This is a genomic window from Rathayibacter sp. SW19, assembly GCF_030866825.1.
GTDB lineage: Bacteria > Actinomycetota > Actinomycetes > Actinomycetales > Microbacteriaceae > Rathayibacter_A > Rathayibacter_A soli.
Genome location: NZ_CP133020.1, coordinates 3,402,885 through 3,426,269, shown reverse-complemented (window position 1 = coordinate 3,426,269; position 23,385 = coordinate 3,402,885). Strand labels below are relative to the sequence as shown.

Sequence of the window (23,385 nt, the reverse complement as noted above, 5' to 3'; positions counted from 1 at the left end):
GCCATATGGACCAGAAATGAGCCAGCACGACCGTAGTGACGCGCTCTGCTCTCATCACCTATGTCGTCACTGGATGGGCCCGACCTCGTGCGTGTCGGCAAGCTGCCGCACCCAGTCTTCGGCATCGCCGGCATCGGCTAGCGGCCCGGCCACCAGCACACGCTCGCTCACGCCGAGCGCCGCGAGTTCGCTTGGGTCGACCGGATCCGGGCCCACATCGACGGCAATGTCCAACGTGCGTACGTCGCGACCGCGACGCTCGCAGCAGGAGGCGGGCACACGCATCCGCTCGGGGAGGTCAGTCAGGGCAACGTTGAAGCCGTACCATCCGTCACCATATTCGGCGACACGGTCGAGCGCGGCATCGCTCGTGCCGCCGAGGATGAGCGGCACCCGCCCGCGCTGTGGCTTCGGGTAGCTGCGCACGCCGGCGAAGCGCACGGTGTCGCCGGTGTAGCTGGAGGTCTGTGTGCTCCACAGTTCGCGCATCGCCTCGGCATACTCGCGCATCCGGGTCGCGCGGCCGGCGAACGGCACGCCGAGTGCGTCGAACTCCGCGCGGGACCAACCGATGCCGATCCCCAGATCCAGCCGCCCGCGGGAGAGTCGGTCGAGGCTGGCCGCCTGCTTCGCCACGATCAGCGGATTGTGCTCGGCCAGTAGCAGCACCCCAGTCGCCACGCGGATGCTCGTGGTCGCCGCCGCCGCGAACGCGAGCGTTGCGAACGGGTCGAGCCAGTCGGCATCCGTCGGTATGGCGATGCGACCGTCCTGTGCGTACGGGTAGCGTTCGTCCGGCCCGTCGACCATGACGATGTGTTCGCCAGCCCAGAGCCGCGCGAACCCGGCGCGTTCGGCCGCGCGGGCGACGGCGACGATCACGTCGGGGTCGGCGCCCGGGCCGATGCCGAGCGCGTGCAACGAGTAGCGCATGTCGCCATTGTTGCATTGGGGGTGTTGTGTTGCGGGTGTGGTACTGGTGCGAGCCCGGTGAGGTGCGGACATTTGTCGGTATCCCGGCGCGTAGAGCGACAGAAGTCCGCACCTCGGGGGAGAGCGTGAGCGGCGCCACTGCACTCCCACCAGCGGTCAGGCATCGGGTGCAGCAGGAAGCGCATCAACCCTGAACCCTTGCTTCTGCATGACTCGGCTACGTTTCAGGTGCATCTGGTCGAGCATCAGCACCTGCGCGTCACGATAGTCGTGCACGACCGATGCGCCGTCGCCGCCTCGAGTGACCCGTCCGAGTTGCTGCACCACACGGCCCTTGAACGAGATCGGCACGGCGAGAAAGAGCGTGTCAAGGGCAGGCAGGTCGAGCCCCTCCCCGGCGATCTTGTCGATGGCAACAAGGACGAACGGCGATTTGGATGCCGCGGCAAGCGCCGCTCTTGTCTCCGCTCGCTCGAGGCGCGGCATGCGCCCGTGCAAAACGTGAACCGGCTCGATCGACGCCCGCAGCGCGCGTGCGAGCGCATCGACGTGATCGACGCGACTACTGAGCACCAGACAGGTGCGCCCAGCGCGGAAAGCCGCGGTGACATCGGCGACGATCTGCGCGTTGCGCGCGGTATCGGCCACGAGCTCCGTGTAGATCGCCTGAATCGATACGCCGCCGATGCCCGACTCATCCGTTTGAAACTCCGTCTTGTGCACCAGGAGACGATGGGCCGCATCGCCGCCCGACGTCATGCGGCTGAATCTGATCGGACCGCACTGCATGGTGATCAGCCCATCCATCTTGTCCGCTCGATAGGGAGTCGCAGTCAGCCCCAGCCAGTACCGCGCATTGACCAGCCGGATGGCCGCTTCCGTTGCGGGTGCTCCGATCGAATGGCACTCATCGACGATGATCTGCCCATATTCGCTGAGAATGGTGGGGTCTGCCGTGCGGTGGCTGATGCTCTGCAGCAAGACGATGTCGACTGCTCCCTTGCGCTTGCGGCGGCCCGCGCCGAGTTGGCCGATGGCATCCGGAGCAATGCCGAGGTGTTGCGACAACTGCTCGCGCCACTGACTGGCGAGTTCGGCGCGGTTGACAAGCACTGCGGTTGCGACCCCGCGAGCTGCGATGATCGCGCAAGCAGTGACCGTCTTACCGAACCCGGGCTCCGCTGCGATGACCCCGGCGTCGTGCTCTAGCATGTGCGCGACGGCTTCGGATTGCTCGGGCCGCAGTTTGCCCGTGAATGTGAGATTGATTGCCTGCGGGACAGGATGCGCGTCGGCACGTGTAACGGAAAGCCCCGTGCGCGAAAGGAGGACGGATGCCGGCAACCCCGCCGTCGGGATCGAAACCATTTCGGCGAGCCGCAACTCGACGGTTCCAGACAGGCGCGGACGGCGAGATTCGCCGCGCCGCAGCGGCGGTGTCGTCAGTGCACCAGCCGTATCCGCCGGACCGACGCGCATGGTACCGATGCGGCCGACCCGCTCCTCGACATCCGCCGGAGTCAGTGCCTCAACAGTCGAAAGATACGCGAACTGATCATCGTAAATCTGCCAGCTGGTCGGGTCGGCGAAGACGGTCGCGTTCCGTTTGCGGCACGCACCCTGGAGCGGCAGTGCGATGAGATTGCCGAGGCGGAACCGTCCTGGCGCGCGTGTGGGCAGCAGGTCTTGCGACGGAAAGAAGCGGTCGTAACTGCTCAGACTTATCTCATCGCGGGTCGATATCGCCTGCCGCAATAGCGAGGCGCCGAGTGCTCGCGCGACCGAGGCGGGGATCGGCTGGGTGAAGAAGATCCACACGTGTGCGCCGGCGCCGGAACGGGAGATTTCCACGGCACATGGGATTCGACTGCGGTCGCAGGCGCTGGCCTATGCGGCGGCATCTGCCCGCCATCCACCTTCGTCGGGCTCGTTGCTGTCAAAGTCACTGCCGTCAAAGTCGCTGCCGTCAAAATCACAGACCAGTAGCTGGCAGGTGTCGTCTGGGAGCATCGGATACAGTCCGGCATGAAAGTCCGAGCCGTTGCGGAATGATCCTGTGAGCGGTGACCCCGTGGACACTGACCCCGTGAGATGCTGCGCGATGACCTCGTCCGTCAGCGGTAGTAAGTCGCGGTCCGTCGTCGCGTCAGTGTAGAAGCCACCAACGACTGCGGGACTCCACCCTGATTTTCCGGTGCGGGTGCTGGTCCATCGCTTCGCATATGCGTCGGTGCGTCCGGCGAACAGGCGACGGAAGAGCGCGATCTTCTGCGCACCGGACGAGTTTTTGTCGACGGCGCGCGCCGCGTTCGCCGGCGTGGCAGTGGTGTCCGCTTGTGAGGCTTGTGAGGCTTGTGAGGCTTGTGCAGCTTGTGCAGCGGCGGGCACCGCAGCCTCGAGATTCGCCAATTGCGCACGCAAATGCTGCAGTTCGCCTTCGAGACGGTGGATGTCCCCGCGCAATTGTTGCGCCCGATCGGCGTGTGTGAAGTCGTCCATCGACCGCCAGCGTCACATACTCGCCTGAGAATGTGGTGGTGACGCCCGTGAGATTTGCAGATCAATAGAAATTGATTTCTGGTAGCCTCTAGATATTGATTTACAGTATTTACCAAAAAGTGGAGTCAATATGAAGGTCAACGAAATCGTTCGACGGACCCTCGCCGACGCGGCTCTTCGTGGCGATCGCCGCTGGGCAAACCTCGCTGATATCGCACACGCATCCAAATGCTCGGTCGCATCGGCGCATGTGGCGACGCGTCACCTCGTGCAAATCGGCGCGATGCAGACCTACGGTCGGGGAGGCCTCAGTGTGCTCGATCCTGAGCGTGTCACGACAGTTCTCGCGGTCGAACGCAATCTTCGACGGGACACGCTCACGACGACAACACGAGCCGGAGCCGAAGCTCTGATTGCCGGACTCGAAATCTACGCACTTGGCGGCACGACCGCGGCTGTGCACTATCTCGGAGGCCGGAACACCGTTGCCGATCTGGGGCAGCGACTTGTTTACGCGCCCGCGGAAGAGGACCTGAGCGAACTTCCGACTGGCGATGATGTGCGCGTAGTCTCGATGGATGCCGTGGCCCGGTCAGACTGGCGCGACGGATACTCCAGTCTGGCGCAGACATACGCTGACTTGTTTGCACAACCCGGCTGGCAAGCATCCGAATTTCGACGTGCACTCTGGCGAAAGCTGTTCGACATTGACGATTGGTCGCGGGCGGAGCAAGACATTGCCTAGCATTCCGCTGGATGAGGAGGGCCATCTACATGAGCTGATCGATCATCTTGGCCATGAACTTGATCCGTCGATTCTGATCGGCGGGTGGGCCACGTTCGAGCTCGTGGGTGGTGAGATCAGCAAAGACATCGACCTCATCATCTTCTCCGATGAGGTGCGAGGCAAGATCGAGGCGCGAGTGTCGGATCTCAGCAAAAGCGATCACCATCAAGGTCGCAAATGGCGAGGGCTTGTCGATGGGGTCCATGTCGACATCTATCTGCCGTACGAGTCGCAGCTCGGCAATAAGCTTCGTCTTCGCGTTGAGGTACTCGCCGAACACGTCGAGTCTGGGTCGCACAAGGGGTGGAAGCTGCTCACGATTGAGGCCCACACCATCACCAAGATGGCCGCACTTCTCGATCGGCCCGATAGCGAAAAGGGCGGCAAAGACGCGGGTGAGCTTCTTCGCTTGCTGAAGCGCGGGGTTGACCCGAGTGGCGCCTGCGCCATTCTCGCGGCCGCCACGGCAGGACCGTTGGACGTCCTGCCGGGATACGTCGAGACCGCATTCCGATTCATCGCTGAAAAGAGCGGCGCGAACAAAACGGATCGGCGATTTCTCGACCGCCTGCGTCGAGAATGGGGCGATGCCATTCAGCTTGCGGTCGACCCAGCTCGCGCCCATCGAGGCCGGCCAACCCTCACGTGACGGGATGCCGTGACGTGCCCAAAGGTGTGGGAGCGAGCAGCTCACCAAGACGAGGATTTGCCAAACTACGTGGGTGACCCAAACCACTTTGTGAGCGCCGCTTCCAAACCGCTTGGCGCCCCGGCGTTCCCTGAAAGCCGCGCGCCCACCCAGCACACATAGCCGTCTGGGCGAATCAGAACCGCAGACGGTGCCGTGACCGCACCGAGCACGGGGAGCTCCCATTCGCCGTCGTAGTCCACATCGAGCAGGCGCACTCGATCCGCCCATGGCTTGAGGTCGCGATCGAGGCTGTGGGGTTCGCCGAAGTTGAGCAGGAGCGGCCTCGCGTTGCGAAGCAACTCGAACACGCGTCGATGGCCATCGGCGGTGAGAAGGGCGAGGTCGGGCATCCGTCGGCCGATGAGGGGGTGCGCCGCAGCGTCGGCCTCGTCGCCGGATGCTTCGCTCGCCGCGTCGCCTGCGTCGCCCACGCCGTAGCCCGAACCGTCCTCCACCCCAAGGTCGTAGTGGATGCCGAGCCCGGACATCCGCCCGGCGAACACGCGACGCGGTTCATCCAGCGCCAGCAGCTCGCTGATGACGTCGGCGACGGCCTTCGTCCGGTCGTCGGTGCGGCGAAGCGCGACCTGCGCCATCGTGTCGCGCAGCACACCCGCAGCGATCGGATGCCGCTCAGCCTGATAGCTGTCAAGCAGACTGTCGGGCGAGACTCCTTTCACCACCTGCGCGAGCTTCCAGCCGAGGTTGACGGCATCCTGCACGCCGAGGTTCAGACCCTGCCCGCCAACCGGATAGTGGATGTGCGCCGCATCGCCCGCGAGCAAAATGCGACCGGCGCGGTAGGTCTTCGCCTGGCGCGCCGCGTCGGTGAACCGAGAAATCCAGACAGGGTTGCGCGCACCGAAATCGCTGCCCCAAACCTCGACCATCGCCTCGCGCAACTCCTCGAGACCCGGTTCTCGTGACGTGTGAAGCTGCCGCTCGGTGACCAAGACACTCATTCGCTTGCCGTCGTCGATCGGGCTCAACGCGTGGATGCCGAACTCGTCACGACGCAACCCCCACTCGGGGCCGCCGCCCGTGTCCGGCTCGGCGGGCCCAGTCTGGTCGAACTCGACCTCGAACTCGACCTCGGCGAGCAGGTTGCTGACAGACGCAGCCGACCCGCCGAACTCGATGCCCGCGCTCTTGCGCACGAGACTGCGCCCTCCGTCGCAGCCGACGAGATACTGCGCTCGCAGCTGCTCCCCATCAGCCAGGCGGATGCTCACCCCCGCGTCATCCTGCACCACCCCGACGACCTCGTGACCGGGCTCGATCTTCACGCCGAGTTCGTCGAGCCAGTCGGCCATGATCTGCTCGGTGAGCTTCTGCCACAGCCCCAGGCCGTAAGGGTGCGGCGTCGGGAAGTCGCTGATGTCCAGTCGCACCGAATTGAATGCGGCGACCTGCGCGATGGTGCCGGCTGACAGCATCCGCTCGGCGATGCCGCGCTGGTCGAAGACCTCGATCGTGCGGGCGTGCAGACCGCCGGCGCGCGACCCAGCACGCTCTTGGCTTGTGCGTAGCTCGATGATCGGGGCGTCAATTCCGGCCAGTTTGAGTTCGGCCGCCAGCATCATGCCGGTCGGCCCGCCGCCGACGATCACCACGGGGTATTCGGTCATGTGTGGCTCCTCATGCAGTTCTTGCGTTGTGCCTCAGGTAGTAATTTTCGAACCAGACCTGCGATTCTGACAGACGTTGGGGGGCTTGCCGCAAGGCCCCCACCCGGACTTAAACTGGAAGTGGCAGGGATGTCGGCGCCCAGCTGCACAAGACCCACGCGGACATCTTGACACGAGCAAGACCTTATCTCCGTGCACCGTCGTCGGCCATGCACCGTCGTCGGCCGGGCAGCGGCATAAACATCGCTCCGCGGACGCGTTGCGTGGCATAGCGTTGAAACCATGACGACGGTGCGACGCGCTTTCGGCGCCGATGCGAACGATGTGGCCAGGCTGCTGCGCGACTTCAATGCGGAATTCGACGATGTCGTCCCCGAGCGCGGTGAGTTGTCGGCGCGCATGAAAGCGCTCATCGACAGTGGCGAAACCGTCGTGTTGCTTGTCGGGAACGGCCCCGACGGACTCGCCGTGCTGCGCTTTCGGCAGGCGATCTGGGCTGCAGGAGCGGAGAGTCAACTGGCGGAGCTCTACGTCGTGCCGCGCCAGCGGGGGCACGGGTTAGGCCGAGCGCTGATGGATGCTGCAATCGAGCAGGCTCGTGCGCGAGGCGCGGTCTGGATGGATCTTGGTACGAGTGAGGCAGATGTCGCCGCCCGCAAACTCTACGAAAGCGTAGGCTTCACGAATCGAGAGGTCGGGAGCGGCGCGGTTCAGTACTTCTACGGGCGCGAACTGTAGGTTGCGTTCGGCGCGCCGCGAAGCGGTTGGGGTGCGGACATTTGTCGCCTTAATCAGCGAGCAAGCGACCGATGTCCGCACCCCAGCGCTGAGTGAGCGGATGCCGCGCTAGCGCTGAGCGAGCGGATGCCGCGCTATGCCTCGAGAGCGCGAGTCGCGGCATCCACTCGGCTTGTGTTCGCGCTCGCCTGGTGTAAGCGAGCGCGGGCGGCATCCACTGGGGTCGTGTTCTGCTGCTCCCACGCGAGAGCCCGTTCGGCATGTGCAACCGCCTGCGAACGCAGTGCCCGCATCTGGTCGGCGTGCAGCGCGGCCTGCCGCACGGCGACGGCGAACTGGCGTACTCGTTGCCCGTCGTCCGGGTTGCACGTGATCAGTGTCGCGAACGAGTCGCTGGCGATCAGCAAGTAAAGCTCGCGGGTGTCGTGCATGTTCGTCTTCTTTGCCACGCCGCCGACGATCACGCCGACCGGCCCGAAAAGAATCCCGCCCGCAGCGATGCGGGTGAGGGTGGAGCGGCTGCTTGTCGCAAGATTGCCCGCCGTGTCGACTGTCGCGTTCACCGCTGCGGTGAGCGGGAACGCGCCCTGCGGAACCTGGATGTCGCTTTGCGTAACGCGTGCCGAACCGTCCCTTCCGCGGTATTGCGCGACAGCGGCGCTGCCCAGCGTGTGCGCATCGGCGAGCACCTTCTCGGCGGCCTTGAGCCGCGTTGCACGCGAGCGCGATTCGGCGTCGAGCTCTTTCTGTGCGAGCACGAGGCCCGCACGGTATTCAACGACCGCATCGTGCTGTTCGCGTTCCGCGGGCGACATGGCGGCGATGCGGGATTTCTCGCGCCGGCGCATCCGCCACCAGATGATCAGCGTCGTCACGCCGGCCGCGAGCACCAGGAACACGACGATCGCGCCAACAATCGCGCCGGCCGCGCTTGGAGAAGCCGCACTCGCGGCCGCACCGCTCGAGGAAATCTCAGTGCTGAGCCGCACCGGCGGGAGGTAAGAATTCAGGATCAGGTTCGGATCTGGCATGGTATTGCATTCCTTGACGCAAGGCCCCGTTGCATGGGCCGGAAGTTAGTCGCGAATTGCGGCGCGGCATCCGCAGGGTGGCGAACGTTCCAGACTGCAGGGAGCCACTGACATTCGTGCGTACGGCGGACTGCGAATTGCGGACTGCGCGCTGCGGATTGCGCGCTGCGGATTGCGCGCTGCGGATTGCGCGCTGCGGATTGCGGATGCGCGCGCGGATGCGTTCCCTCCGTTCATAGTGCGCGAAATGCTGGATTGACCGGCCAAAACAGCAGATTGCGCACTATGAACGGAGGGGCGCGGGCGCGGGTGGCTGAGGGCGCGTGGAGGTGCGGCGGTGCGCGGCGCATCACGCTGCATTGGTCGAGCAACTGGATGCGCGCGCAACGTCGTCAAGGCGGGCTCCTGCCCCACCATCCCGCTCAGAACGGCAGCAGCCCCGCCAATCCGCTCAGAACAACAGCAGCCCCGCGAGATAGCTGATGCCGAGGGTGCCGATCCCGACGGTCAGCGTGCGGATTAGGGTACCTATCACCGTGATATGGCCGCTGCGCGCGCCGATGATCGACGTGAAGGTGAGCGAGAGCACGACCGCGAGCAGGATCGCCCAGGTCTCGATTTGCACAGGCACCAGCACGGTGATCAGCAGTGGAATGACCGCGCCCACCATGAACGCGATGCTCGCCGAAACGCCCGCCCAGACGGGTGCCGATCGCGACATCACCTCGCGGATGCCGTGCTCGGCTTCGAGCTGTGCCGCGAGAGCGTCGCGCGCGGTGAGCTGCTCGGCGACCAGTGCTGCCACCTCCGGCGAGACCCCGCGCCCCTCGTAGTACCCGGCGAGTTCGCTCATCTCATCCTCGGGGCTCGTTGCGAGTTGTTCCGCTTCTTCCGCGGCCAGACGCAATTGCGCCTCGCGCTCGGCAGCCTCCTCGGACCATTTCGCCCCGCCGAGGCTCAGCCCGCCCGCAATGGCAGCCACGATCGCCGCCGTGATCAGGACCATTTCGCTTGCCCCCGCGCCGGCGAACCCTTCCAAGATTCCTGCGGTCGCGATGATGCCGTCGTTGGTGTCGACCGTCCACGATCGAAGTGAGGACTCGTTGGCGAGCGCAGCGCGCAGGCGGGCGACCGGGTTGGACATGGCTCATGGTCTCATGACTCCGCACGTCGAGGCATGCGGCGACGCCGGCGGGGGCACGTGCGGCCGTGGCTGTCGCATGCCCGACGACAGACCACGCGCGAGCGCACGCTTCCAGCCACCACCGTTTGGATGCCTAGCTACCTCGCCGACTTGACCGGCACCTCGGAAATCGCCACAGCATCCGGGTCGTCGTCTGGGTTCCAGGGCTGCGGCATCCCAATCGGATTCGGGTACGGAAAAAACGTGCCGCACGCGTGTGCGATCGGCGCGATCAGGCGCGCGATGCCGGTGAGACCGGTGTCGTCGAGCGCGCTCCACGGCCGCTGGGCGAGCCGGTTCGTGAGGTGCTCGGCGTTGTCGATGGCCGCCGATCCCGCGGGTGTGATCGCACGATCTGCAGTAAGCAAACCGCGCGCGATCAACTCGTCGGCCTGCGCGTCCCACTCGGCCTCGCTCCAGCCGCGAGCCCGTTTCATCGTCGTCGACTCGATGTCGATGGCGCTCCGCAGCACAATTGCGGCGAGCCCGGCGATGCCTTCGCTCAGCAGTGATGTCACGTGCCCGTCACCGCGATGCTCGCGCAGGATCGTCGCCGCCCGCCACAACTGGCGATACGGGTCGGACTCCTCGGGCAGAGCACGGTTCGCGGCGGCCAGCGGTCGGCCCGCAACATCGATCCGTTGCGCGACCGGTGTGAGGGCGGACGCGGCTTCGGCGACGAGTGACTCGTCCGCGACGACCGACCGTAGCGCTGCGGCTGCGCCGCGGGAGCGGGCATCCAACACCTCGTCGACGGATGCGACGCCCCAGGCGGCGGGCAGCGCACGCCCGACCAGAAACGGGGAGAAGCCGTTGAAGATCGCGACGACGGGTGCAGCGGGCACGGGCCCGAGTGGTGCGGCGCGGCCGGCGAAGTAGCCGTCCCAGTAGCGAGTGAGACCGATGTCAGCGAAGGCCTCGCGAGCGTGTGGTGCGAAATAGCTCACAGCGTGGATCGGCTCGAAGAGCGTCCACATGGCGCGAACGGCGTGCTCTCGTGCGGCGTGTTCTCCAGCGGTCATCGTGCCTCCCTGCCGCCCGAACTGCGGCGCGCAGCGCCACCACGGTCGGGGCGCAGCTCGATGAGTTTGCCTCCGATGCGGGTGCCGGTCAGTCGGGAGAGCACCTCATCCGGCAGATGCGCCGGCAACTCGACGAGCGAGAAGTCCGGGCGGATGTCGATCGCCCCGAAATCCTGCCGGCTCAGCCCGCCCTCGTTCGCGAGTGCGCCGACGATCTGGCGAGGCTCCACCTTCTGGCGCTTGCCGACCGCGATGCGGTACATCGCCATCGGGCCGGATCCCGGGCGCGCGCGCCGCTCCGGCCCCGAACCGCGATCGCTGCGATCGCTGCGATCGCCGCGGTCACTTCGGTCGTTGCGCGCGGCGCGTTCACCCCACGTGCCGCGCTCGCCGCGCTCGCCGCGGCTGTCTCGGTCGCCGCGGCTGTCCCGGTGATCCCGACTGTCGCGCCCACGACTGTCTCTACCTTCTCGGCTATCCCGCCCGGCACGGGCTGGTCGATCGCCGCGTGCCTCCCGGTCGCGTTCGCGCTGCTCCCGTTGTTCGCGCTGCTCGCGGCGCACATCCTCCTCCGACAGCAGCAGGGGAGTGTCACCCTGGGCGACCACGGCCAAGGCTGCGGCGACATCGCCTTCCGGCACGTCGTGGTGTTCGACATAGTGGCCGACGATGTCCCGGAACGCTGCGATGCGTGCTTCTTGCTCCAACGCAGCCGTGATGGCGTCGTCGAAGCGGCTGAGCCGCGTCGCGTTCACATTCTCGACACTGGGCAGCTGCATCTGCGTGAGCGGTTGGCGGGTCGCCTTCTCGATGGCGGTGAGCATCCGTCGTTCGCGGGGGGTGACGAAGCTGATCGCATCGCCGGTGCGCCCGGCACGGCCGGTGCGGCCGATGCGGTGCACGTACGACTCGGTGTCGATCGGAATGTCGAAATTGACCACATGGCTGATGCGGTCGACGTCGAGGCCGCGGGCGGCGACATCCGTTGCGACGAGAATGTCCAGCTTGCCGCTCTTAAGCTGGTTCACGGTGCGTTCGCGTTGCGCCTGAGCGACATCGCCGCTGATCGCCGCCGCCGAATAGCCGCGCGCGCGTAGTTTCTCGGCAAGCGTCTCCGTCTCGCTCTTGGTGCGCACGAAGACGATCATGCCCTCGAAATTCTCCACCTCGAGGATGCGCGTGAGCGCGTCGACCTTCTGCGGATACGACACGATCAGGTAGCGCTGCGTGGTGTTCGCCGAGGTCGTCGTCTTGCGCTTGATCGTGATCTCTTCGGCGTCGTGCAGGTATTTCGCCGAGATGCGGCGGATCTGCGCCGGCATCGTCGCCGAGAACAGGGCTACCTGCTTGTCGTCTGGGGTTCCGGAGAGGATGGTTTCGACATCCTCCGCGAAGCCCATCTTGAGCATCTCGTCGGCCTCGTCGAGCACGAGGTATTTCAGCTCGCTCAGGTCGAGGGTGCCTTTGTCGAGGTGGTCCATGATGCGACCGGGCGTGCCGACCACGACCTGCACGCCGCGCCGCAACGCCGACAACTGGATGCCGTATCCCTGACCCCCGTAGATCGGCAACATGCGCACGCCGTGCAGGTGCGCTGCGTACGACTCGAACGCCTCGCAGACCTGGAGGGCGAGTTCGCGGGTGGGGGAGAGCACGAGCGCCTGCACGCTCTTCTGGGCCGGATCGAGGCGGGAGAGGATCGGCAGGGCGAACGCGGCCGTCTTGCCAGTGCCGGTCTGAGCGAGGCCGATGACGTCGCGGCCGGCCATCAACGGTGGAATCGTCGCAGCCTGGATCGCCGATGGGGTTTCGTAGCCGATGTCCTTCACGGCCTTCAGTACGGCGTCGTCGAGGCCGAGGTCGGAGAACGTGATGTCGGGTTGTGCGTCTGCGGCTGTTGCAGTCGCGGTGTCAGATTCTGGCGGCGTCATACGCTAACGGTAGTCGTTGCCGGCTGTGCACAGCGGGCGAGTGCGGCGATCTCTCCACAGATTGACGGTTCTGGGCTCGAGCAGGTCGGTGTGACCCATAGCGTTGTGACATGATCCTCGATCGACGGTGTATGCATGACTAGACTTAGTCTATTGGAGTTAGTCCAGTCAGTTTCATCCGTATCGCCAATCGGTTCTGCCGGGGATCGTCGTATGCGCACAGTAAATATTCATGACGCGAAGACTCATTTTTCGCGGCTTGTGGACGATGCATCGAGGGGCGAAACTATCGTCATCGCGAAGGCCGGGCGGCCGATTGCCAAACTCACTCGACTGGATGCGCCGGCGAAACCACCACCGCGTCTGGGCTTTCTCGCCGGAATGGCGAGCATCCCTGACGACTTCGACGCGTGGGCGTCCGATGAGATCAGCATGCTTTTCGACGGTTCGGTTGATCCGGAATGAACCTGCTGCTAGACACGCACATCCTGCTATGGGCCGCGTATTCTCCCCATCGGCTGAGCCAGCGCGCGCGGCAGCTGCTTGAAGATGCCGAAAACCGGCTGGTGTTTAGCGCCGCCTCGATATGGGAGGTAGCGATCAAGACGTCGCTGGGCAAGCCAGGATTCTCCGTAGCGCCAGCGGTGCTTCGCCGCGGGCTCGTCGAATCGGGTTACTTCGAACTGGATGTGACGAGCGCACATGCGGCGGCGGTCGTTGACGTGTCGCCAAGCCACACAGACCCTTTCGATCGCATTCTCGTCGCCCAGGCCCGCGTGGAGGGGCTCACCCTGCTCACCTCGGATTTGCGGCTTGTTGCCTATGGCGCCGAGATCATGTTGGTGTGAGAGTGGCTGCCTCGACGGGTGCGGCAGCCGCTGACGGGCTGGGCTTCGATGGGCTGAGCTTGATGGGCTGAGCTTTGACGAGCCGGGCTTCGGCGCGCTGAGCTTCGACGAGCCGAGCTTCGACGTTCTGGGCTTCGGCGTTCCGCAACTACGGCTATTCGATCGGAGCACGCAACATCAGTCGGCCGAACGCGCGACCGTGTTCTGTGGCCTCGCCGTGCCTCCACACGGTCTGCTCGAAGACATCGAGCGGGTCGAGCTGGCGGATCATCTGATGCAGTGAACTCGAAATCATCTCGTCGGTCAGCGGCCCTCCGCCCGGCCCACCCCAACCGAGCACTTCAAGCCCGTACAGGATGCTGCTCGATTCGTACCCGAATCCCGACGGCACCTGCGTTGTGTGCCCGGTTGCCAGATCCAACGCGACGAGCACGGTGATGTCGCGCTCGATGTCGGACCGGGCGCGGCGCAGGATGGCGCCCGCAAGCATCCGTAAGAGCGCGCCCGGGTCGTCGAGCAATTTGCGGGCGGCAGCGGTGGCGTGCAGCACACCCTTGCTCTTGCGCAGCAAGCCGAACCGAACGGCATCTGCGCGCAAATTGGCGATCGGCGGAGTGCGCTCCTCGCGGTTCATCATGCCGATCCAACGGTTCTTCCAACCGAGCTCGCGAATTGCGTCAGAGACAACTGCCGGCGGCAGCCAACCCGCCTGCGTCAACCGGATGCCATCAGCCCCCGCTTTGCGCACAAACCAGAGGAACGGCTCCACCATGGCCGCGGCCGTCGCCGAGTCGATGTTCGCGGGCGCCAGCGCGCCGGAACGGCGCAGCAGACCGCGCAACTCGATGCGCGCCGAAACCGGTATTCGTGTCAGGAGATCGACGATTGCGGCGTCGTCCAGCAGCGGGGGCGTGGCAGCGAGCGCGGCTTCCGCGGCAGTCAGCCCGGCGCTGGCCGATGCAGAGGAGCCGGGGAAAGCATCCGTCGGCAATCCCGACATGCCGAGACCACCGTCGAATCGAATTGCGAGCTCTTGATTGATGTGGTCGAATTCGACTAATTCGGGGTCGAATGGCGTCCAAGCGCCGCTGACCCAGTGGACCCAGTCGGCGATGAAATCGTGCTCCGGATGCTTCGGGTCGGCGAGGATTTCCAGCTTCTCTTCGTAGCCACCGATGCCGCCGGAGTCGTCGAGCGGGCCGCGCCGCTCGCCGCGCAGCAGCAGCGCCTTGGGCGCATCCGGAGCATCCGCGATGCGCTCGACGAGTTCGATCTGATGATTCCAGCCATCGCCGAAGTCGTATTCGTAGTAGAGCGGGCCGTCGAAACCGTCGAAGACCTGGGTGAGGGTCCAGTCGCGTTCGGACAGTTGGCCGTCAACCGGCTCGACGTAGGGCTCGTCGGAGGCCCACACGCGCGGCTTGCGACCGATCCGTGGTAGCTGATTCTGCGGCAGGTACTGCTCATGGTCGGCGAAATTGTGCAGGTGGGAATCGCGCCAGCCGAACGCGAGTTGCAGCACATCGTGCAGTTCGGCGAGGCTCAGCCCGGCGTCGACTTCGAGCAGTCGCCAGATCTCGGGCTCGCTTTCTGCCAGAGAGACGCGCAGTCTCAGCAGTGGGCGCGGCGGGCGGATGGTGCGAGTCGGGTGGGCGGTGCGAGACATCCGTCTATCTTGCCAAAGTCGATCGTGCTTGGCGCGCACGCTGCCGCTCGCTCCCGTTCCCGCTCGGGCTCGTTCCCGCTCACTCCACTTCCCGCTCGCTGCCGCTCCCGCTCGCTTCCGCTCCCGCTCGCTCCACTTTCATAGTGCGCGAAGTGTCGGAATGGTTCGACAATCGAGCACTTCGCGCACTATGAACGAGGGTCTGCATCCGGCCACCGCCCTCAGTCGCGCCAGCCGCGCTCGATGAGTGCGGCGCGCACTCGCCGCACGAGCTCTGCCGGATGATCGAACAGAAGCACCGAAGAAACCTGGATGACGATCCATCCCTCCGCGCGCATCCGTTCGACGCGTTCGATGTCGCGTGCGTACTGAGCGGCATGGTGCTGCCCCTGGTACTCGATTGCAATCTTGAGCGCGGGGTAGGCGAGGTCGACGCACGCAAGAAAATCGCCGTAGCGGTCGTACTGGTCACGATTGAGAACAGGCTCGGGGAGTCCGGCATCCGTGAGTGTCAGGCGGGTCCAGGTCTCCGGACGCGACCACGCGTCTGTGCGGATCAACGGAAGCGCCGCACGCAACGAACGGATGCCCGTGCGCCGGCCCTCCTCGACCGCCGCGCTCAATTGTGCCAGGCTTGCCAACGGCGGCATTCCGGGATTGACGCGGTAAAAGCCCTCCTTCCTCCACACGCGCGCGAAGTAGTCTCCGACAGCGACGAGGTCGTACAGCGGGAGATGGCTGAGCGTCACCCAGGTGAGCGCCGGCGAGGCAACCCTCATGCCGTCGTGCAGCTGCAGGTGCGACGGATCGCCAGCCAGTCGATGCCCATGGACGCCGCGTGCCCGCGGCGCCGAATCACCGTAGAGCACGCTCACGTGAGGCACGGGATCGTGGCCGAACCGCACCGGCGGGCCGTTGTGGTTCTTGCGGCTCTTCCCGGCTGTGTCGATCCCGTCGGCCGTGTCGACCCTGCCGGCCAGATCGATCCCGTCGGCCGTGTCGACCAGATCGATCCCGTCGGCCGTGTCGATCCTGTGCGTGGCACGAAGTGGCGCTCTCCAGATGAGGCCAGCGGTCTCATGACTGAAGAATTCGCACTCGCGCATCCGGTGCGAGTACGCCCGCGCCGGTTTCAGTGCCTCGAGGCGGCGCTCCTCCTCAGGGTCGATGGACGACTTGGTTTGCTCAGCTGTTTTCTCGTGCGTCTCAGACCGTTGCGGCTCCAGTGTGCGGACACCGCGGAATGGCTTGGCGAGATCGCGGCCACGTAGCCGCCCGGGAGTGGTTCCCACCGCACGAGCCGCACCGACCGAGAACGCCTGCCCGAGCTCGGGCGGCAGTTGACCATTTGTGCGCATGCCGACACGATGCCACGGCTCGGCGTCGGCCCGCAGAAGTTATCCACAGGCCCAGACCGTGTGCGCCGGCATGGACCGCGCGCATGCAAGGTTTGCGCCTGGGCAATCAGTTCATAGTGCGCGAAGTGTCGAAATGGTTCGGCAAACGAGCACTTCGCGCACTATGAACGGAGCGCGGCCGGGCGCGGCCAGGCTGGCCTTAGGTGCGGCCTTAGGTGCGGCCTTAGGTGCGGCCTACGCGTGGGCCGCGAGTGCAGCGAGTTTGGCGCGCAACTGCGCATCCGTCGGCTCGACGAAGTGGGTGTTGTCGGGAAACACGATCACGGGGATGCTCGTGCGGCCGCTGATCGCGTGCGCTCGGTCCGCCCCGTCCTCGACGGCTTCCAGGTCGACATAGTCATAGTCGACGCTGAGACCATCCAGCACGGCCTTGGAGCGACGGCAGTCGCCGCACCATGCTGCGCCGAACATGGTGATGCGGTCGAACGACTCGCTCGACGCCGATGGCAGGCCAGACGTAGCGGCAGGTGCAGCCGCAGCACGATCGGCATCGGCAACGGAATCGGATGCAGCAGCCGGAACGGATGCAACGGGGTTGGTCATGTTTCCAGCTTACGAGTCTTTGCAATTTTGCGTCCGGCCGATGCCGTCCGATGCTGCCCGTCGGGCCTACACGGGCGACCCCGAGCAATCCGGTCACCACGGCGCCCGAAACCCACGTAACGTTAAGACGGCGGAGACCGCGACCGACGCACCGCGCCGGGCGGCGGCATCCGTAAGAGAGGTTGGTTTTGAGCGTCGACGAGTGCATCCACGGAATGGTGGGCACCCAGTGTGCCATCTGCTATCCGAAACCGGCTCCGGTTGCTCCACCGAAGGCGCCGGCAAGCCGCACCTCGCGCGCGAACCGCTCGACCGTAACGGCGCGCACGCCCGTCACCCGCCGTGCTGCAGGCGCGCCAGCCAAGGGCACGTCGACCGCCGCTTCACGCGCCGCGGAAGCCGCCCGCACCAAGGACATCGGCGAGCAGCGCATCTACCACGTCACCCACATCAATAATCTGCCGCTGATCCTCGACGCCGGTCGACTGCTCGCGGACGCCTCCGATGACTGGAAGACGCGTCCGGATGTCGACATCTCCTCCGCGGACAACCGCTCGTCTCGCCGCCGCATCCCGGTCGCCGGGCGCAGCGAGCTCACGGTCGCACACTACGTGCCCTTCTTCCTCTCGCCGAACGCATTCGTGTGGGAGAGCATCCGGTCGCAGCACGCGGACCCGCGGTTGTCGAACGAGGCGCGCCGAGCATCCGCCTATGACTTCGTCATCCTCGTGACCACGGTCAAGCAGGTCGCCGGCAGCGAGACGGACGACGCCGACACGCCGACCATCGTGGCAACCGATGGGGATGCCGTCGCCGCCTTGACCAGGTTCGGCGCGGCGCGCGAAACCTGCGCACGCATGTTGCGCACGATGCTGACCGATGATGAGTCTGACGCAACTCTACGCGCGGAATTGCTTGTGCACCAGGCGGTGCCGTTCGACCAGGTCAGCCTCATCGGCGTTGCCAACGACAAGGTGCGTCAATCGGTCAAGACGATCCTCGGAAAAGCCCCGCATCGGCCCAAGGTGGCCGTGTATCCGCCGTGGTTCCAATCAGGAGAGTGACCGGCAGAGCGGCTGTCCAAACAGCAGGCAAAGTTGCGGCGGGCAATATTGCGGTTCAGCGCTCGAGCACGCCGGTGCGGTCTGGGTGTGCTTCGAACCACTCCGCGACGTACCAGCACATCGGTAAGATCCTGTAGGTCGTTGTGGTCTCGATGTCGTTGACGGCGTATTCGACCAATTGCCCGGCGTAGCCGTTGCCGCGCTGTGCCGGCTGCGTGTAGGTGCGGGTCAGGGAGATCGCGTTGTTGTGGATGCGGTAGTCGAGAATGCACACCAACTGCGTGCCAAAGTCCATCGCGTAGCGGCGTGCATCCGGCTCATGTGTGAATTCGGGGTGCATATCTTCAGCGTATGCGCTCATTCCAGTGCGGAACGGATATCGGTGTGGGCAAAGTCCGTTCCCTTGTAGAGGAGTGCCTCGTCACGATCCACCGCGAGCGCGTAGCTGAGGCAATCGCCGAAGTCGAGGCCGGCGGCGTGCCCACTGCCCTTGCCGAAATCACGGTACGCATCTCGCGCGATGCGCGCGTGATTTGCCGTGACCGCTTCAACTTGGATGCCTGCCACTCGGATCAGCTCGTCAACCCGCCTGCTGGCCAGCGGGCTGCGAGCGTGGTCGATCACGACGCCGACCTCGAGGTAGCTGGCAGCGCTCATGGCCACTCGGGCCCGTGAAGCGATCGCCTCGGCGAAAGCTGCGGCGTCCGGCTCGTCGCGGAGGATTGCAACGAGCGCCGATGTATCGACGATCATCGAGGAAGCCCCTCCGCGTCGTACAGCAATTCGCCGTGGTCCAGCGTTCGCGTGGCTGCATCCAAATGTCGTGCACAATCCCGACCGATCTGCAGTAGTCGTGTTCCAACAGACTCAGCGGGCGCCGATCGCAACCGTTCAAGGCTCGCTTGCACCGCCGTCGCAACCGCTCGAGTTTGGCTCTCGCCGGTGAGAGCAGCGAGTTCGCGGACCAGTGCATGCACCGCTTCGTCCTTGATGTTCAACGCCATGGTAGATAATCTACCATGCTTGTCTACCTCTCTACCATCACTTGTCATGCCTCGATCTTGGCATGAAGCGCAGCGTTGGATCGGGCGCGCCTGCAATCCGTGCACAACGTCAATTGAGTGGCGCCTGTGGGGCCAAGGCGGCCTCGGTCGCGCAGGCTGAATCCTGCGCACTCGTAGGATGAGAATCATGCTGAGCCAGCGGCATCCGCAATGAGTCGCCCGACATCGCCGGGCCGGGCCGCGCCACAGCCGGGCCAAAAGCCAGCCGGCCGGAAGACAACACGCGCGAAGGCATCGCAGAACATCGAAGCTGGGCTCGCCGGCGCTAGCGCTGCCGTCAGCGAAGCCCCGCACCGCGACGACCTGCACAGCGCCGACAAGCACAGCGACGACAAGCACAGCGACGACAAGCACAGCGCCGACAAGCACAGCACCGACAAGCACAGCGAAGCCCCGCACAGCGAAGCCCCGCACAGCGACGACAAGCACAGCGACGACCCGCACAGCGCCGGCCGGCACAGCGATGTGCGCGAGGCCGTGCGTGAAGACGTCAGGGCGGCCGCGCGTCGCGCGAACGAGAGCGCAGTGGTGCGCTGGCTGGCGCGCGCCGGACTCGTCTCGAACGGGCTCGTTCACATCATCATCGGCGCGATCGCGATCGGTGTGGCGTTCGGTCTCGCCGGGCACGCAGATCAATCCGGTGCTCTCAGCGCGATCGCGAATACGCCGGGCGGTGTACTGCTGCTCTGGATTGCCGCGGTCTCACTGTTCGGCCTCGCCTTCTGGCAACTGACGGATGCCGCGTGGGTCACCGCCCCGCGCCGACGCACCCTCTTGATGCGAAGGCTCACGGACTTCGGAAAGGCCATCGGATTCGCCGGTGTCGGCTTGGTGACGCTGATCTTCGCACTTGGTGCGCACGAAAGCCCGAATACAGCATCGAAGCTGAGCGCAATGCTGCTGCAGCGCCCCGGTGGGACCGTCGTGCTCATCGGTGTCGCCCTCGTGAGTGGCGGCATCGGAACCGCTCACCTGATCCGGGGCGTGACGCTGCGGTTCCGGGAAGAGAATCAACCCCTCACCGGCGCAGCGCGCGTGATCGTCGCCGCGCTGGGCCTGATCGGCCACGTCGCCAAGGGCGTCGCATTCTTGATCATCGCGGGTCTTGCGCTCGTCGCCGCGCTGTTCACCGATGCCACCAAATTCACCGGGCTCGACGGCGCCCTGCGCTACCTCACCACGCTGCCGTCCGGCGCACTGCTGCTCATTCTCATCGCAATCGGATTCGTTGCATATGGCCTGTATTTGATCGCGCGGGCGCGCTTCCTCCGGCGCTGAACCGCGAGCGGCTGCGTGTCGCGCTGCAACGAACGGATGTTCGTGATCGAATGTCGGTGGTGTGAGGGAAGATTCGAACATGAGTCAAATACGACCACACATCGATGAAATTCTTTCCGCATTCTTCCAAGGGCAGCTCGAGGGCAAGTTCGGGTTGCGTCGACGACGAATCGAGGGTGCGCAGGATCGCCTGCGTGCCTGTCTCGAGTCGGACGGCGAGCGCGTGCTCATACACAGCGATTGCACGCTGTTGGCGGCCGAACGCGAGTTCCATCCGACCGACGCGTTCGTGCGCACGATGCACGCGGACGACTTGATCTGCGCGCTGGGTTCGTTCGTTTCCGACGAGTGGATGCCCGCTGATCCTGTCGACCGGCGCGTTCAACTGCGGATTACGGATGCCTTGGCGGGCTTCATCGTTGGCCGTCGGCTGATCGACGCCCAAGGCATGATGTGCTCACTTCTGGAACTTCGCTCTGGAATCGACAGCAGCCTGCGCGCGCTCAAGCAGCCGGCGTGAGACGGCTGATGGCAATGAGGCCTCTGCCCGCCATGAGACGGCTGGCGGCGATCAGCGTCTGGCGGTGCTCAAGCAGCCGGCGTGACCGAGTCCAGCGACGATTCGATGAGGCCGACGATCTCGGGCGCATCCGGGCGGGTGCGCGGGCTGAACCGGTGCACTTCTCCTGCGGGCGTGATCACGAATTTCTCGAAGTTCCAGGTAATCCGTCCGGTCTTGCCGGCGGCATCCGGGGTCTTGGTCAGCCGCGTGTAGAGCGGATGCTGGTGGCGTCCGTTCACGTGGATTGTCTCGAACATGGGGAAGGTCACCCCCCAGGTCGTCGAGCAGTAAGCCTTGATCGCTTCGGTACTGCTGAGTTCTTGCAGGAACTGGTTGCTGGGGAACCCGAGCACGGTGAAGCCGCGATCGCCATACGTCTTCTGCAGCTCTTCGAGTTGCTCATACTGCGGCGCGAGGCCGCAGCGTGAAGCGACGTTGACAATCAGCAGGACCTCGCCGGCCCACGCGGCCAGGGTGGTGGGGTCTCCATCGATCGTCTTGAGCGGGATGTCTGTGAGCGGCAACTCTCCGGGATTGCGCTGATCGGACGCAGGACTGTTCTCGTCAGAAGCGGGTATGCGGTCATCAGAGTGGGATTCGGCCGGATTCGGGTCGGGATTTGTAAGGGCCATAACCCGAGCGTACGGCGGAATCAACCAGAAGCGCACGAAAACTTTGCCCGTTCCAAGCGAAGTGTGAGGCGAAGATAAGGCATCTGCCCGATCCGCCGGACCCGCCTTAGAAACGAGCATAGAAGACGTAGGAAGCAGGAAGCAGCAGCGCAGGAAGTAGCGGCGCAGGAAATCGCGGAGACAGAGGAATCAGCATCATGTTCATCGACACATACGCGGCACAGCGATTGCACGAGCAGCAGGCAGATCGCGAGGCGTACTACCGGTCGATCGCACAACGCAGCATTGGCGATCCACGAGCGAAGTTCTCGCGCCCTGGGATGGTCGACCGGCTCATCGCACGGGTTCGGGCGCACGGTCGCGCGACGGCATCGGCCGACGCAATTCCAGGAGTGCGGCTGACAGAGCGGTTCGTGCAGGATGCCGCGGTGCGCGAGGCGGATCTTCCGCGAGGGCGCGCAGAAAGCGCGGCGACGCTGTGTGCGCCTGCAGCGGGCGCACGGGTGCAGTCCGGCGAGTGCGTGGTGGTTTGATGGGAGCATGACCGTTGCCCCTGCCTCCATCGACGATCTCGGTGCGTTCATTTCGGCGTCGCCCACGTCCTATCATGCTGCGGCGGAAGTCGGCCGCCGTCTCGACGCCGCTGGATTTGTCGCTTTGGACGAAACTGAGCACTGGGAGTTGGGTGCCGGCGGACACTACGTGCTGCGAGACGGCGCGATCGTTGCATGGCTTCAACCCACTGGTGCGACACCGACCATGCCGTTTCGCATCCTCGGCGCGCACACGGATTCTCCCGCGTTCAAGCTGAAACCGAAGCCGACCATCGGGGCATACGGTTGGTTGCAGGCCGGCGTTGAAGTGTATGGTGGGCCGCTCTTGAACTCCTGGCTTGACCGTGAACTCGAACTTGCCGGGCGCATTGTGACAACGGATGGCGCTACTCGGCTCGTGCGCACGGGCCCCTTCCTGCGCATCCCGCAGCTGGCAATACACCTGGACCGCGAGGCCAACACCGCGCTCACCCTCGACCGTCAACGTCAGCTCACTCCCGTCTTCGGCGTCGGTGATGTCGCCCACGCAGACCTCATCGCCCACCTGGCCGGCCTTGCCGGCGTGGCTGCAGCGGATGTCGCCGGTTACGACCTCCTGACCGCCGACACCCAGGCGCCACGCCGGTTCGGTCTTGACGGCGAGCTGTTCGCGGCGGGCAGGCTCGACAACCTCTCGTCCGTCTATGCCGGTCTTGCGGCTCTGATCGCTTCGGCCGACGCGGGCGCCGAGGCCAGCGCCGGCGTCGGCGCACCGCAGATCAACGTGCTCGCGGCCTTCGACCACGAGGAACTCGGTTCGGAATCACGGTCCGGCGCGAACGGTCCGCTGCTGGAAGACATCCTGACGCGCATTGCTGCGTCGGCCGGTGCAAGCGCTGCCGATCGACTGCGTGCGTTTGCGGCATCCTGGTGTGTGTCTGCGGATGCCGGCCACGCGATCCACCCGAACTATCCCGAGCGACACGACCCAGTGAATCGGCCTATCGCCGGCGGTGGCCCATTGCTGAAGATCAACGCCAACCAACGCTACGCAACGGATGCGCACGGCGCCGCCCTGTGGGCGCGGTTGTGTGGGCGAGCCGGCGTTCCGTATCAGGAGTTCGTGTCGAACAACACGGTGCCGTGCGGCACGACGATCGGCCCCTTGACGGCGACGCGACTCGGGATCCGCACCGTTGATGTCGGCGTTCCGCTGCTGTCGATGCACTCCGCCCGCGAGTTGTGTCACGTCGACGACCCATTGTTCTTGACGGCGGCGATCACCGAGTTCTTCGTGCCGACCGCAACGGGCGTTGCCTGAGCGGAGTTGAGCG

The 23,385-nt window shown here is 65.2% G+C and carries 24 protein-coding genes and 1 pseudogene; 9 read left to right on the top strand and 16 right to left on the bottom strand.

The window, feature by feature from the left end; all coding sequences use genetic code 11:
- Window positions 1-66 precede the first annotated feature (66 nt).
- The 3 genes and pseudogenes from QU604_RS16030 to QU604_RS22220 all read right to left on the bottom strand — a co-directional run.
- Window positions 67-933 carry a TIGR03619 family F420-dependent LLM class oxidoreductase gene (locus QU604_RS16030; protein ID WP_308465617.1) on the bottom strand — a complete coding sequence of 289 codons (867 nt, stop codon included), beginning with the start codon at window positions 931-933 and terminating at the stop codon, window positions 67-69.
- Between the two features lie 156 nt (window positions 934-1,089).
- Window positions 1,090-1,692 (bottom strand): DEAD/DEAH box helicase, encoded by a 603-nt coding sequence (locus tag QU604_RS22225; RefSeq protein WP_409350036.1) that lies wholly within the window; start codon window positions 1,690-1,692, stop codon window positions 1,090-1,092.
- A 69-nt stretch (window positions 1,693-1,761) separates the two neighbouring features.
- Window positions 1,762-3,432 (bottom strand): annotated as a pseudogene (locus tag QU604_RS22220) (TOTE conflict system archaeo-eukaryotic primase domain-containing protein); the annotation flags it as partial.
- A 130-nt stretch (window positions 3,433-3,562) separates the two neighbouring features.
- On the opposite strand from QU604_RS22220, the gene QU604_RS16015 reads away from it, so the two are divergent.
- Window positions 3,563-4,177 carry a hypothetical protein gene (locus QU604_RS16015; RefSeq protein ID WP_308465614.1) on the top strand — a complete coding sequence of 205 codons (615 nt, stop codon included), beginning with the start codon at window positions 3,563-3,565 and terminating at the stop codon, window positions 4,175-4,177.
- A gap of 25 nt (window positions 4,178-4,202) precedes the next feature.
- Here the strand turns inward: QU604_RS16015 and QU604_RS16010 are convergent, their stop codons facing one another.
- Together QU604_RS16010 and QU604_RS16005 are read right to left on the bottom strand one after the other, a co-directional pair.
- Window positions 4,203-4,844 (bottom strand): hypothetical protein, encoded by a 642-nt coding sequence (locus QU604_RS16010; protein ID WP_308465613.1) that lies wholly within the window; start codon window positions 4,842-4,844, stop codon window positions 4,203-4,205.
- An 89-nt stretch (window positions 4,845-4,933) separates the two neighbouring features.
- Entirely contained in the window at window positions 4,934-6,538 is a 1,605-nt protein-coding gene (locus QU604_RS16005) for an FAD-dependent monooxygenase (RefSeq protein ID WP_308465612.1), read from the bottom strand.
- Window positions 6,539-6,820: 282 nt separating this feature from the next.
- Here QU604_RS16005 and QU604_RS16000 point away from each other — a divergent pair, with 282 nt between their 5' ends.
- The gene (locus tag QU604_RS16000) at window positions 6,821-7,276 is read left to right on the top strand and encodes a GNAT family N-acetyltransferase (protein WP_308465611.1); all 456 of its coding nucleotides are present in this window, start codon (window positions 6,821-6,823) and stop codon (window positions 7,274-7,276) included.
- A gap of 134 nt (window positions 7,277-7,410) precedes the next feature.
- Here the strand turns inward: QU604_RS16000 and QU604_RS15995 are convergent, their stop codons facing one another.
- From QU604_RS15995 to QU604_RS15980, 4 genes are all read right to left on the bottom strand, one after another.
- Window positions 7,411-8,307 (bottom strand): hypothetical protein, encoded by an 897-nt coding sequence (locus QU604_RS15995; protein WP_308465610.1) that lies wholly within the window; start codon window positions 8,305-8,307, stop codon window positions 7,411-7,413.
- Window positions 8,308-8,758: 451 nt separating this feature from the next.
- Complete coding sequence (locus QU604_RS15990) at window positions 8,759-9,451, bottom strand: VIT1/CCC1 transporter family protein (RefSeq protein WP_308465609.1); 693 nt, start codon at window positions 9,449-9,451, stop codon at window positions 8,759-8,761.
- Between the two features lie 137 nt (window positions 9,452-9,588).
- Window positions 9,589-10,512: an SCO6745 family protein gene (locus QU604_RS15985; RefSeq protein ID WP_308465608.1), complete on the bottom strand. Its 924-nt coding sequence runs from the start codon at window positions 10,510-10,512 to the stop codon at window positions 9,589-9,591.
- Window positions 10,509-12,443: a DEAD/DEAH box helicase gene (locus QU604_RS15980; RefSeq protein WP_308465607.1), complete on the bottom strand. Its 1,935-nt coding sequence runs from the start codon at window positions 12,441-12,443 to the stop codon at window positions 10,509-10,511. Before QU604_RS15980 ends, QU604_RS15985 begins: the two co-directional genes overlap by 4 nt.
- Window positions 12,444-12,656: 213 nt before the next feature.
- Here QU604_RS15980 and QU604_RS15975 point away from each other — a divergent pair, with 213 nt between their 5' ends.
- Together QU604_RS15975 and QU604_RS15970 are read left to right on the top strand one after the other, a co-directional pair.
- Window positions 12,657-12,908 carry a type II toxin-antitoxin system Phd/YefM family antitoxin gene (locus QU604_RS15975; RefSeq protein ID WP_308465606.1) on the top strand — a complete coding sequence of 84 codons (252 nt, stop codon included), beginning with the start codon at window positions 12,657-12,659 and terminating at the stop codon, window positions 12,906-12,908.
- Window positions 12,905-13,291, top strand: a complete 387-nt coding sequence (locus QU604_RS15970; protein WP_308465605.1) for a type II toxin-antitoxin system VapC family toxin — start codon at window positions 12,905-12,907, stop codon at window positions 13,289-13,291. The genes QU604_RS15975 and QU604_RS15970 overlap by 4 nt, the downstream gene beginning before the upstream one ends.
- Before the next feature lie 154 nt (window positions 13,292-13,445).
- On the opposite strand, the gene QU604_RS15965 is transcribed toward QU604_RS15970, so the two are convergent.
- From QU604_RS15965 to QU604_RS15955, 3 genes are all read right to left on the bottom strand, one after another.
- Window positions 13,446-14,957 (bottom strand): plasmid pRiA4b ORF-3 family protein, encoded by a 1,512-nt coding sequence (locus tag QU604_RS15965; RefSeq protein ID WP_308465604.1) that lies wholly within the window; start codon window positions 14,955-14,957, stop codon window positions 13,446-13,448.
- A 221-nt stretch (window positions 14,958-15,178) separates the two neighbouring features.
- Window positions 15,179-16,315, bottom strand: coding sequence for a putative endonuclease domain-containing protein (locus QU604_RS15960; protein ID WP_308465603.1), 1,137 nt, complete (start codon window positions 16,313-16,315; stop codon window positions 15,179-15,181).
- Between the two features lie 234 nt (window positions 16,316-16,549).
- Window positions 16,550-16,918, bottom strand: a complete 369-nt coding sequence (locus QU604_RS15955; protein WP_308465602.1) for a glutaredoxin family protein — start codon at window positions 16,916-16,918, stop codon at window positions 16,550-16,552.
- Between the two features lie 188 nt (window positions 16,919-17,106).
- Here QU604_RS15955 and QU604_RS15950 point away from each other — a divergent pair, with 188 nt between their 5' ends.
- Window positions 17,107-17,982, top strand: coding sequence for a DUF4433 domain-containing protein (locus QU604_RS15950; protein ID WP_308465601.1), 876 nt, complete (start codon window positions 17,107-17,109; stop codon window positions 17,980-17,982).
- A gap of 55 nt (window positions 17,983-18,037) precedes the next feature.
- Here QU604_RS15950 and QU604_RS15945 read toward each other — a convergent pair whose 3' ends face one another.
- Genes QU604_RS15945 through QU604_RS15935 form a run of 3 tightly spaced genes read right to left on the bottom strand, consistent with a single transcriptional unit; the run spans window position 18,038 to window position 18,986 of the window.
- Entirely contained in the window at window positions 18,038-18,322 is a 285-nt protein-coding gene (locus QU604_RS15945; protein ID WP_308465600.1) for a GNAT family N-acetyltransferase, read from the bottom strand.
- Window positions 18,323-18,339: 17 nt separating this feature from the next.
- On the bottom strand, window positions 18,340-18,735 hold the full coding sequence (locus QU604_RS15940) for a type II toxin-antitoxin system VapC family toxin (protein ID WP_308465599.1): 396 nt from the start codon (window positions 18,733-18,735) through the stop codon (window positions 18,340-18,342).
- Complete coding sequence (locus QU604_RS15935; RefSeq protein WP_308465598.1) at window positions 18,732-18,986, bottom strand: type II toxin-antitoxin system VapB family antitoxin; 255 nt, start codon at window positions 18,984-18,986, stop codon at window positions 18,732-18,734. Before QU604_RS15935 ends, QU604_RS15940 begins: the two co-directional genes overlap by 4 nt.
- A gap of 210 nt (window positions 18,987-19,196) precedes the next feature.
- On the opposite strand from QU604_RS15935, the gene QU604_RS15930 reads away from it, so the two are divergent.
- Both QU604_RS15930 and QU604_RS15925 read left to right on the top strand, forming a co-directional pair.
- Complete coding sequence (locus QU604_RS15930; protein WP_308465597.1) at window positions 19,197-20,324, top strand: DUF1206 domain-containing protein; 1,128 nt, start codon at window positions 19,197-19,199, stop codon at window positions 20,322-20,324.
- Between the two features lie 79 nt (window positions 20,325-20,403).
- Window positions 20,404-20,844 carry a hypothetical protein gene (locus QU604_RS15925; protein WP_308465596.1) on the top strand — a complete coding sequence of 147 codons (441 nt, stop codon included), beginning with the start codon at window positions 20,404-20,406 and terminating at the stop codon, window positions 20,842-20,844.
- 68 nt (window positions 20,845-20,912) lie between these two features.
- On the opposite strand, the gene QU604_RS15920 is transcribed toward QU604_RS15925, so the two are convergent.
- A complete protein-coding gene (locus QU604_RS15920; protein ID WP_308468945.1) occupies window positions 20,913-21,410 on the bottom strand; it encodes a glutathione peroxidase in 498 nt (165 codons plus the stop codon).
- A 305-nt stretch (window positions 21,411-21,715) separates the two neighbouring features.
- Between QU604_RS15920 and QU604_RS15915 the strand changes: the two genes are divergently transcribed.
- The gene (locus QU604_RS15915) at window positions 21,716-22,051 is read left to right on the top strand and encodes a hypothetical protein (protein ID WP_308465595.1); all 336 of its coding nucleotides are present in this window, start codon (window positions 21,716-21,718) and stop codon (window positions 22,049-22,051) included.
- A gap of 7 nt (window positions 22,052-22,058) precedes the next feature.
- Entirely contained in the window at window positions 22,059-23,372 is a 1,314-nt protein-coding gene (locus QU604_RS15910) for a M18 family aminopeptidase (protein WP_308465594.1), read from the top strand.
- The last annotated feature ends 13 nt before the right edge of the window (window positions 23,373-23,385 follow it).